At 40.1% G+C, this 10,308-nt stretch carries 11 protein-coding genes; 4 read left to right on the top strand and 7 right to left on the bottom strand.

Translation table 11 applies throughout. The features are described 5' to 3' along the window. A partial coding sequence (locus tag OGM63_RS26715) for a hypothetical protein (protein ID WP_263748744.1) occupies nt 1-204 on the top strand: 204 nt, incomplete at its 5' end. A 69-nt stretch (nt 205-273) separates the two neighbouring features. Here the strand turns inward: OGM63_RS26715 and OGM63_RS26710 are convergent. The 3 genes from OGM63_RS26710 to sbcD all read right to left on the bottom strand — a co-directional run bounded on the left by OGM63_RS26710 (nt 274) and on the right by sbcD (nt 5,348). Then, nucleotides 274-1,095, bottom strand: a complete 822-nt coding sequence (locus OGM63_RS26710) for an SDR family NAD(P)-dependent oxidoreductase (RefSeq protein ID WP_263748743.1) — start codon at nt 1,093-1,095, stop codon at nt 274-276. 885 nt (nt 1,096-1,980) lie between these two features. Next, the gene (locus OGM63_RS26705) at nt 1,981-3,816 is read right to left on the bottom strand and encodes an APC family permease (protein ID WP_263748742.1); all 1,836 of its coding nucleotides are present in this window, start codon (nt 3,814-3,816) and stop codon (nt 1,981-1,983) included. A gap of 281 nt (nt 3,817-4,097) precedes the next feature. Beyond that, on the bottom strand, nt 4,098-5,348 hold the full coding sequence (gene sbcD / locus OGM63_RS26700; RefSeq protein WP_263748741.1) for an exonuclease subunit SbcD: 1,251 nt from the start codon (nt 5,346-5,348) through the stop codon (nt 4,098-4,100). Between sbcD and OGM63_RS26695 the strand changes: the two genes are divergently transcribed. Further along, the gene (locus OGM63_RS26695) at nt 5,316-5,477 is read left to right on the top strand and encodes a hypothetical protein (protein WP_263748746.1); all 162 of its coding nucleotides are present in this window, start codon (nt 5,316-5,318) and stop codon (nt 5,475-5,477) included. The two genes, sbcD and OGM63_RS26695, sit on opposite strands and share 33 nt — an antisense overlap. A 137-nt stretch (nt 5,478-5,614) precedes the next feature. Here OGM63_RS26695 and OGM63_RS26690 read toward each other — a convergent pair whose 3' ends face one another. Further along, on the bottom strand, nt 5,615-5,797 hold the full coding sequence (locus tag OGM63_RS26690) for a CsbD family protein (RefSeq protein ID WP_263748740.1): 183 nt from the start codon (nt 5,795-5,797) through the stop codon (nt 5,615-5,617). A gap of 224 nt (nt 5,798-6,021) precedes the next feature. On the opposite strand from OGM63_RS26690, the gene OGM63_RS26685 reads away from it, so the two are divergent. Both OGM63_RS26685 and OGM63_RS26680 read left to right on the top strand, forming a co-directional pair. Continuing rightward, complete coding sequence (locus OGM63_RS26685; RefSeq protein ID WP_318528550.1) at nt 6,022-6,906, top strand: TIGR02587 family membrane protein; 885 nt, start codon at nt 6,022-6,024, stop codon at nt 6,904-6,906. Beyond that, entirely contained in the window at nt 6,903-7,301 is a 399-nt protein-coding gene (locus tag OGM63_RS26680; RefSeq protein ID WP_263748739.1) for a TIGR02588 family protein, read from the top strand. The genes OGM63_RS26685 and OGM63_RS26680 overlap by 4 nt, the downstream gene beginning before the upstream one ends. Nucleotides 7,302-7,371: 70 nt before the next feature. On the opposite strand, the gene OGM63_RS26675 is transcribed toward OGM63_RS26680, so the two are convergent. From OGM63_RS26675 to OGM63_RS26665, 3 genes are all read right to left on the bottom strand, one after another. After that, entirely contained in the window at nt 7,372-8,139 is a 768-nt protein-coding gene (locus tag OGM63_RS26675) for a ChaB family protein (RefSeq protein WP_263748738.1), read from the bottom strand. A gap of 126 nt (nt 8,140-8,265) precedes the next feature. Then, nucleotides 8,266-8,805, bottom strand: coding sequence for a Dps family protein (locus OGM63_RS26670; RefSeq protein ID WP_263748737.1), 540 nt, complete (start codon nt 8,803-8,805; stop codon nt 8,266-8,268). Nucleotides 8,806-9,359: 554 nt separating this feature from the next. Next, complete coding sequence (locus OGM63_RS26665) at nt 9,360-9,719, bottom strand: low temperature-induced protein (RefSeq protein ID WP_263748736.1); 360 nt, start codon at nt 9,717-9,719, stop codon at nt 9,360-9,362. Nucleotides 9,720-10,308 lie beyond the last annotated feature (589 nt).

Here is a 10,308-nt window from a genome sequence, read left to right as displayed (position 1 = left end):
GGAACGTCTCTACAATACCGCTGGAACGTCTCTAAAATACCGCTGGAACGTCTCTACAATACCGCTGGAACGTCTCTAGAATACCGCTGGAACGTCTCTACAATACCGCTGGAACGTCTCTACAATACCGCTGGAACGTCTCTAGAATACCGCTGGAACGTCTCTACAATACCGCTGGAACGTCTCTACAATATATGTGATTAAAGGACATGATTTGAATACCCAAGCCTAACACCATACATCCCGGTTTGAGTAGATCAAAAGTTAAAAATATTACTTATGTTTTGCCTCGTGCATATCTCTGACTATCTTTGCCACTAGCTTCCTACTGGGTGAAAATCTAATCGATTGAGCAAGTATTTTATTTCTGATTCCAGGAATGACAACAGTTTTCTTTGCCATTAAGCCGCGATAGCCAATTTCGGCTACAGTTCTTGTATCCATCATCCGTCCAGAACTAGCGATTTTAGCTTCTTCCATTGCTGCTGCTTGTTGAAATCCCGTTGCTGTTGGTCCTGGACAAAGAACAGTCACAGTGACACCTGTACCTTCTAATTCGTTAGCGATCGCTTCCGAAAATGATAATACATAAGCTTTCGTCGCAAAATAAACCGCCATCATCGGTCCTGGTTGAAAAGCAGCAGTTGAGGCAACATTTAATATTCTCCCATAACCGTGCTTTACCATGTCCTTAACAAATAACTTTGTTAAATGAGTGACACACGCTGCATTTACTTGTATCATGTCAAGTTCAGCGTTGATATCGGTTTGGTGAAATAATCCATAAGTCCCAAATCCCGCATTGTTCACCAAAACATCAACCTTAATAGGTGCTTGTTGTAACTCAGAAAAAATTTCTTCTCTAGATATTGGTTTGGATAAATCTTTGGCAATAATTTTCACAGAAATGCCAAATTTTGGCGGAAATTCCTGAGCGATTTGCGTAAGTTTTTCTTTTTGCTTGTCAACTAATACAAGATTGTAACCATCTTTCGCAAAAATGCAGGCTAATTCGTAACCGATTCCACTGGATGCACCAGTAATAAGAGCAGTTTGTTTCTGCTGATTTTGGTATGTGGTGTTTACATATGACATCCAACTGAAATCCTATTAACTATCGATATTTTCTATATTAGGTGATTATTTTTGTAGACTGTAGTGCCTTTAGTCATGATTGTAATTTAAAAGATAAGCTTTTAGATATTAAACTCTTATATCGCAACCTTTTTAGAGATTTTTAATAATTTTTGAAATGAAAATCAGTTAACTTAAATAATACATTTTAAACAATAAGAATTTAAATACAGTTATCTAAATTACATTTTATCTTTAGTTAATATATTTTTAAATTTTCAACATGTCCAATTAAAATATCAAAGTATATAATCTTGTCCAATTAAATCAAACTAAAATGGTTTGTTAATAACATTGACATGTTTGATACAAAATATCGCTATTTTTATAGATATGATATATTAATCCTATTTGAGTTGTGAAAAATATAGATCAGGAAACGAATCACCATCGTGCAGCGTCTCGTTCGAGAAGAAAGAAGAAAGAGATATATAATTTTCACACTCTTCTTTAGGATTGCTATATTTAATATCATGTCAATTTATTCGGATAATTCACAATTAAAAAAACCAATATTCACGCACGAATGCCGGAGCTTTAAATAAGGATGCTGCGCTTTTTCATGAATAAATTACAGCGATTTTCAGGTAAATGAACTACATTCTTTTTATCTCACTTCTAGGTGCAAAGGAAGAAAATAAGAAACAATAATATGGTCTAAATACATGAAAATTGCTGTAATTTCCTCTATAACTGTTGCACGAATCTTAAAAATGTGTCCCGATTAAAAAAATATTTAATTACTTTTAAATTTGAGGGAAGTGACAGTCAAACAGCTTATTAATAATAACCGTCGTAGAGACGTTCCAACGGAACGTCTCCCTAATAATTTACCACCGTCAGATATTACAGGTAATATCTGACGGTGGTAATAACGCGACTTTGTTTAGCTCTTAAAGCTGTTTTTAAGAACAAAGTTGTTTGATTGTGTAAAAGACTATCCCACCAATTGCGAGTGACAAAAGCCGGAATAACTACGGTTGTAAAAACACCTTGATGTTGTTCTTCAAATTGAATGACAAAATCTACAATTGGCTCAATTACAGAGCGATAAGGTGAATCGATGATTTCTAAAGGAATGTCTGATTCTAATTGTCGCCATTTTTCTTGCAACTTTTCTCGGTCAGTAGAATTAAGATCTACATGAACGGCAACAATTTCATCGGCAATGGTGCGTGCATAATCTAAAGCTTCTACTGTTCCTCGATTAAGTTGTCCGACTATAACCACTGCGGGATGAGTCACGAGTGTCGGTTTCGGTCTGGGAACATAGCTACGTGGTGGTAATCCTTGAATGCTGAGACGTTCAGCTACGTATTTATAGTGACTGTGAATCGCCAAAAATAGCCAGACTACCAAAGGAATCGCTACAACTACCAACCAAGCACCTAAGAGGAATTTGGTTGAGACGATGACACCGAGAACAACTAGTGTCGCGATCGCTCCCAAACCATTCATCAAAGCACTCGCTTGCCAACCGCGTTCTTTTAGTCTAAACCAGCGACGTACCATCCCGGCTTGGGAAAGGGTAAAGGAAGTAAACACACCAACAGCGTACAGAGGAATAATAGCGTTAACTTGCCCTTTGAAGATAACCACCAAAACCGCAGCACAGAGGCTGAGAAGGATAATACCGTTAGAGTAGACTAAGCGATCGCCTAATAATGCTAATTGTCTGGGTAAAAATCCATCCTTCGCCAAAAAGTAACTCAGTCTGGGAAAATCAGCATAACTCGTATTCGCCGCTAAAAGCAAAATCAACAATGTGACGATTTGGATAAAGCCGTAAAATGGTCCAGTCCCAACCAGCTGCTTACCCAACTGAGAAACTAAAGTTTCTCCCTCTCTTGGAACAACATGATAAACGTTCGACAGGTAGGTAATTCCTACAAACATTAGTCCGAGAATTATCCCCAAAGAAAGCAATGTGAAGCGGGCATTTTTCCACTCTGGTTCTTTAAAAGCCAAAACACCATCGGATATTGCTTCTACTCCCGTCAGTGCTGTACATCCAGCAGCAAAAGCTCGCAAAATGAAAAACAAACTGACTCCTTCATTCACCGGCAGGCTGGGATATTCTGTGACAGGTTGTCCACTAGCTTGTTTAAACAAACCAAGACCAATCAACACAAAAATACTGACAATAAAGGCATAAGTCGGAGCCATAAAAATATTGCCTGATTCCTTTACACCCCGGAGATTTGCCAGTGTCAACAGGAAAATAAAAATCAAGCAAAGGCTGACTGTATAGGGTAGCAGTGCTGGAACTAATGAAGTCAAAGCAGCTGTACCAGCAGATACACTGACGGTGACAGTTAGGATATAATCAATCATCAGCGAACCCCCAGCCACCAATCCGGGATAAAGACCGAGGTTTTCTCTCGCTACGATATACGATCCCCCACCTTTGGGATAAGCGCGAATGGTTTGCCGATAGGAAAGTATGACTATTCCCAGCAGGACGATAATTGCTACAGCGATCGGTACAGACAAACCCAAAGCGCTGCTTCCTGCGGTTACTAAAATTAGCAGAATCTCTTCTGTCGCGTAAGCAACCGAGGAGAGAGCATCGGAGGAAAGAACCGCTAAAGCCGCAGCATTGCTTAATCTTTCTTCAGCATGAGCGCTGGTTGGTAAGGTTTTACCGAGTAAAAATTGCTTGAGTTGAGGGTAGAAGGACATACAACGCCCACCTGAAAAAGGTTTTGGTCATTGTTCTGTGAAAGTCAAAAACTAAGCACTGAGCAATGAATATTGCAATTTTGGCAGATTTGTGAACAATAGTTGTAAAATTTTAAATTGCAATGATTCAGTAGCAATACTATCTACAGATAGTTTTTTTCAGAATAGGGCATTGGGGAATTTTAGGAGGGGGGAAAGGGAAAAGGGAAAAGGGAAAAGGAATTAATTCTTCATCCCCCCCTCTCAAGAACTCCCCCCCTCTCAAGAACTCTCCCCCTCCCCTAATTACTTGCTTTTTCCAGCCAAACTTCTACATCATCTGCAAGCAACTTATCTGCGGCTTCTAACATAGAAGCTGCGATGTCTTTCAAGTCTTCGCGGTTGTTCAAGTAGGTTTTTAAGGCTGACATCGGATCGATGCTACTACTTGCGCTCAATTCGGGAATGCGGGGACGAGCCAATTGACTGACTAATTCTGGTTGAATGGTGTAGGTGTGCGCTGTAGTTAAAGCATCATGCAGTGAAGCGTTATCAATTAGATCCAACTGTTCGGAGCGAAGTTTGTAAATAAGTCTAACTACTGCGTCTTGTATATTATGTTTGGCGATCGCCTTCACGATCGCTCCTTGCGGATCTTCTGCCTTGGATACATCCACTTCAATCGTTCGGAAAGTCCGCACATCCAAACGAATAAATTCCCATTCAGCGTTACCCCGCTCCAACTCTATCATCACATAACCTTTATCTTCTTTCTCTTCACTAAAATCCACCCGCTCAATACTTCCCGGATAAATCACCGGCGGATCGTTAGATTTATTCAAATTTTGATGTTTGTGGACGTGTCCCAATGCCACATAATCAAAACAAGGTCGCGTTAACAAAGATAATGGTAGAGTAAAGCCTTTACCTACAGCCAAAAAACGCTCGGCTCCTAAAGTCGCATTATCAGCCATTAAGTGAGCTAATAGCACAGTTGGCACATCGGGATCTAAACGGCGAACTTCTCCTTCTAAAACTACTCGCAAGCGTTCTGTTAATAGCTGGTTGACTTCCGCAAGTGATAAACTCTCAGTATCTTGCCGCGTCATCAGCGCCGAACGAGTCAGCCAAGGTAAAGTCATAACTTGCACGCTTCCATTACGAGTTTGGATGTGGTGAGTAGTTAAGGTATCACCAACAACAAAACCCCGCACTCCCAACGTGCGGTAAATACATAAACTTGCCCCTCCCTGTCCTTGGGAGTGTTGGTCATGGTTTCCCACCAACAGCACTGTGGGAATGTTAGCATCCACTAGGCGGTGAAACTGACTAGCAAAGGCTTCTTGCACATATGGTGGTGGTGTCGCATCCGGGAAAGCATCGCCACCGAATATCACCAAATCTACCGCATCTGTTAACGCGCGATCGATACATCGAGATAAAGTCTTGACAAAATCCTCCAACCGTGTATTTAATCCTGTCTCTGGATTAATGCGTCCGTGGGAAAAACCGCTTCCCATATGGATATCGGAGAGGTGGAGGATTTTAATCATATTTGTCCTTTGTTATTTGTCTCAATACTAATAACAAATGGCTCAATGTCTCAAGCTTACCAGTTTCCCGCCAGTATCGGTGAGCGATCGCCAACATTTTTACCTATAGCGCTTCTCGGTTGCGTGTAATACGCGGTGTAGAGACGCGAAATTTCGCGTCTCTACATTTACAGGATTTTCGGAAATTTCTCAAAAATCCTGCTCCTCACTAATTTCCCAACAGCATCATAATTTAGGGGTTAGCCACCGTTGGTTTACTCCTGTGATTATTCAAAAGATTTTTTCAATTCATCTTTTATGTTTTCAGCGGTGTGAATAACTTGAGCCTCAGCTTGCTTTACTTTGCCCTCAGCCTTGTCTTCTGGGTTCCCAGTCAACTCACCAATAGCTTCTTGAACCTTGCCTTCAATATTTTTAGCAGTTGCCTTAATTCTGTCTTCAGCGCTCATATCTTTTACCTATTTTAATTATTACTTTGTCACCTTACAATTTATCTTATCGATATCTGATTTATTTGATAACTGGACTTTAGATAGACTTTTTGCCTGAATATCGCCTTCCCTAGGATAGATATAAGTCATACAGACATAAAAATTTAACTAAGAAAACTTAATAACATTTGTAGTTATATTATGATTTGAAAAAATAAAAAATATTTAAGGAAAGTATAAACGTGGCAATCAAGGGAAATAAAAATATATGGACAAGTGAATTTAATAACATAATTAGGGGTGCGTGTGGAGGATTTTTGTTTGGCATCCCTTTGCTTTACACGATGGAAGTTTGGTGGATTGGTTCAGTAGCAAAACCACAAATGATGATGGTAGCGATCGCACTGACATTTATTGTAGTTTTCTTGCTGAATCAAACTGAAGGCTTTCGCAAACGCAGACATGCTACCCTTGCTTATGACGCAGTATTTGATACTGTAGAAGCGATAGCGATCGGCATAGTTTGCTCTGCTTTTGTGCTGTTATTATTGCGAGAACTCACATCAGAAACCGCTCTCAAAGAAGCTGTAGGTAAAATCATCTTTGAAAGTGTACCATTTTCATTAGGGGTAGCATTAGCGAATCATTTTTTAGGAGATAGCCGTAACGCCAATACACAACAAAATAGTGAGACAAACAAAGCTCATAAGCAGAAAAACCCAGATGAGTTACAAGCAACTCTTGCTGATATTGGTGCAACCCTCATTGGTGCAACTGTAATTGCTTTTAATATTGCCCCAACAGATGAAATTCCCATGTTAGCGGCAGCGGTGTCTCCATTCTGGCTTTTATCAATTATTGCCGCATCTTTGCTGATTTCTTATGGAATTGTATTTGAAGCGGGTTTTTCAGACCAACAAAAGCGCAGACAGCAACAAGGAATTTTCCAAAGCCCATTAAGTGAAACTATTATGTCTTATTTGGTGTCGCTGGTCGCAGGTACTTTTATGTTGTGGTTCTTTCAACAGTTGACATTTAGCGATCCTTGGACAATGTGGCTAGATCATGCTTTGCTGCTTGGTTTACCTGCAACAATTGGTGGTGCTGCTGGAAGGTTAGCGATATGAATCAAACAGAACAACGACCAAAGCGATCGCTTGCTGAATGGGTTACATTTAGCAGCGCAACATTCATCCTCGCACTAATTGTCGGTCTGGTATGTTACACCTGGGTGAATGATAAACATGAACCTCCCATTATTTCTGTGACTAACAAACAGAAAATTCGCGAGGTCAATGGACAATTCTATGTCCCCTTTGAAATCATTAATACTGGAGGAGAAACAGCCGAATCAGTACAAATTATGGCTGAATTAAAAATTAACAATCAAGTTACAGAAACCGGAGAACAACAAATTGATTTTTTATCTACTAGTGAAAAAGAAGAAGGAGCTTTTGTATTTAGCACTGACCCTCGCAAAGGTCAATTAACTCTGCGAGTTGCCAGCTATAAATCACCTTAGCCTCTCCTGTACAGACGTTCCGGACCGAACGTCTCTACTTTTAAACGTTCCGGACCGAACGTCTCTACTTCTAAACGCTTACTTTCGATTTAGACCAAACACCATTTTCATCTTCATCATATTGCTGATGAACTGCTTCCCAAGCAGCGTGTTCCGCTTTAGTTTGGTCATTTGACTCACTGAGTACAGCGTTATAACGCTCCATAAATGTGCCTTGAGCGTCAACAGAAATATGAGAGCGAACTTCGGGAGATAAATCCTCTACGCTGTTGCAAGCACCAGAACAAGCGCGAGCCAATGTTGCCTCAATTGTGTGAATTTCTTCACCACCAGCACTTTCTAATAATAATTGAAATTCGCCAGCGCGATCGCTCGCAACTTCAGCCATCACTAAAAACTCACCAGCTTGTAACCGAGTTTGATAAATAGCGGCTTTATCTTCTGGCATACCCAATGTGGTGAGAACCGACACTAAACCTGCACCGGCACTGCCGGCGATCGCACCACTAGCTGCTCCTAACAACACTGCACCAATGGGACCTGCTGCGACAATCGGACCGACAAAAGGAATAAACAGTACACCGACACCAGAAAGTAAGCTGAGAAAGGAACCAAACAAAGAACCAAAAATGGCTCCTGTTCTCAAACCTCCCAAAATCACATCCCTTTTACTGATGAAACCAGCAATTCGTGTTTCCGATTGAAAGTTTCTGCCCATCACCGAGATATGATCACTAGACACACCTCGCTCTATTAAACGCCGAATAACATCATCAATTTGTTTTTGTTGTTTAAAAACAGCAGAAATAGTACGTTCTGCCTTATATGCTTCAGTCATTTTGATGCACCTTATATCTTGCTTTTTTATCAGGAAAATTGACAATACAGATGCGGGAATATTTTCTCTTCCCGCATCTGGCATCTTCTAATTAGACACTATGGATTACGCTATATCTGCTTGCGGTTACACACCTACGGGTGTTTTGATTCCTGCCGCTTGCTGACTACCATCTGATTGCAATGCTTCCCCTTCGATAAACGAGCGCAGCATCCAAGCCATTTTTTCATGAGCTTCCATCAATCCAGTCAAGAAGTCAGCAGTTCCCTCATCATGGAACTTTTCACTAGACTGGTCTATATGGTCGCGTAAATTGCGAATGACCTGCTCGTGATCGTTTACCAAATGAGCCACCATTTCAGTTGCTAAGGGAACGTTATTAGGTTGCTCTTTGAGTGAAGCAATCTTCAGAAATCCTTCCATAGTCCCAACTGGATAACCACCCAAAGCACGAACCCGTTCAGCTACTGAATCGATACTTTCAGTTAATGCTGTGTAGTGTTCTTCCCAAAGCAGGTGCAAACTACGGAATTGAGGTCCAACGACATCCCAGTGAAACTTCTTCGTTTTCACTAAGAGTAAATAGGCATCTGCCAAATCTTGATTCAACAGGTTGATTACACCTTGACGTTGTTCTTCTGTCAAACCAATGTTTAACTTACGCATAATTTTCAATCTCTAGGCTAACTCTCTTTCTAGGTTCACCAATTTACCCCCCAAGCAACATCAACCTAAGGAAGTATTATGAAGGGCAAATAGATTCTCAAAGGAATAATTATATATTTTTCATAAATTTAACATTTCTGATCCGATTTAATCTTGAGAGCCAGAATTGAATTATGCGTTGCCCGACCCAAGAGATTACCAAGTGCTACGTCTCTACGTATGACTCTGAAGATGTCTTTTTGCTATAACAAATAAGAATAGACACCTCGCAATACGGTTCGGTTAACGTATGTAGAGACGTTGCACATGCTTCGTCTCTACAAGGGTTTTGGGTTCACAAATATTCTTAACCGAACCGTATTGAGACACCTCAATTACAATAGACATCTCCGAAAATTAAATATGCGTTATCCACAACCCTTGTAGAGACGCGAAATTTCGCGTCTCTACATTGTTTTCCGGAGATGTCTAATCAGTAATCAAGATGTCTGCAATAAAAAACACCAAAATCTATTTTGAGAAAGATTTTTAGATTGTGAAGGATCTAAACTAGCTTACTTTTTACCTGTCACCTTTTCTAACAGATTCTCCACTTGATCTTCCACAGTGGTAGCATTTTGTGAATTTTCCGGACGCTTCATTTTATCAATGTCCGCATCTCCCTGAACTTCGTTAAGTCCCTTATATGTTTCTGCTTGAGTTTCTTCGCGTCCAAGAGGAGGCTTTGTAGCTTTTTCATCAGTCTTACTCTGAATTCCATTTAGCTGCTCGGTAGCTTCGGTAGGAGCGCTTTTAGTAGTACCGATCGCCAAAGCCGGAAAAGCGTTAGTTAAAAGTAATAAGGCACAGGTAAAAGCAACAACTAAAAAACGCACAGGACGTACTAGAGACGAAACAAAACCAATTATTTTCATTTTAAATCCTCGATAACAGAACTAACGCAGAACTTTTAATTTGATAGAAAAGCCTATGCCTTTAGCTAGTCAATTTGAGCAATCAAATTATCAAGCTGTACTTCTATCTTTACGTTCTTGCTCTACAAACCTTGTCAAGAGAGGCTGTATGTTCCGCATCGGTTAAGTAAGGATAAACAAGCAAATCAACCGTGACTTTTCTATAAAAGTATTGCGGGTTACATTAAGATTCTTCTTTCAAGGTTCGCTTATTTTTTTATACTTCTATAACCATAACATTTGCATCGACCCCTAGACTGAAGTTTTATTTGTTTATATTCACAACAGAATCACTCTATGGATAGATAAACTTAATTATATTTTGGGCTGTTTACTCTAAATGTAGATGAGCTAAAATTTAATTCATTTATAGTCATAAAGGAATTATTTGTCAACTGCTTAACTGATGTAATAAAGATGTCGCCTGCTATCTAAATCATGGACATCCGTAGACATTCAATCTTTAGTTGACGTTTCAACGGGTGGAGTCGGCTCCAGAACCCTTAACGCCCAGACACGGTTTAGCCATCCGCGTTTAAAACGACTGCCT

It is taken from the genome of Plectonema radiosum NIES-515 (assembly GCF_025753815.1).
GTDB lineage: Bacteria > Cyanobacteriota > Cyanobacteriia > Cyanobacteriales > Nostocaceae > Hassallia > Hassallia radiosum_A.
Note: the sequence above shows the minus strand (reverse complement) of the source record. Positions and strands in the feature narration are given on the sequence as shown.

Coding starts and splice junctions, on each gene's coding strand:
- sbcD (WP_263748741.1), bottom strand. CDS start 5,348: ATGATTAAAATCCTCCACCTCTCCGATATCCATATGGGAAGCGGTTTT.
- OGM63_RS26705 (WP_263748742.1), bottom strand. CDS start 3,816: ATGTCCTTCTACCCTCAACTCAAGCAATTTTTACTCGGTAAAACCTTA.
- OGM63_RS26710 (WP_263748743.1), bottom strand. CDS start 1,095: ATGTCATATGTAAACACCACATACCAAAATCAGCAGAAACAAACTGCT.
- OGM63_RS26665 (WP_263748736.1), bottom strand. CDS start 9,719: ATGAAAATAATTGGTTTTGTTTCGTCTCTAGTACGTCCTGTGCGTTTT.
- OGM63_RS26690 (WP_263748740.1), bottom strand. CDS start 5,797: ATGAGCGCTGAAGACAGAATTAAGGCAACTGCTAAAAATATTGAAGGC.
- OGM63_RS26695 (WP_263748746.1), top strand. CDS start 5,316: ATGGATATCGGAGAGGTGGAGGATTTTAATCATATTTGTCCTTTGTTA.
- OGM63_RS26670 (WP_263748737.1), bottom strand. CDS start 8,805: ATGCGTAAGTTAAACATTGGTTTGACAGAAGAACAACGTCAAGGTGTA.
- OGM63_RS26675 (WP_263748738.1), bottom strand. CDS start 8,139: ATGACTGAAGCATATAAGGCAGAACGTACTATTTCTGCTGTTTTTAAA.
- OGM63_RS26680 (WP_263748739.1), top strand. CDS start 6,903: ATGAATCAAACAGAACAACGACCAAAGCGATCGCTTGCTGAATGGGTT.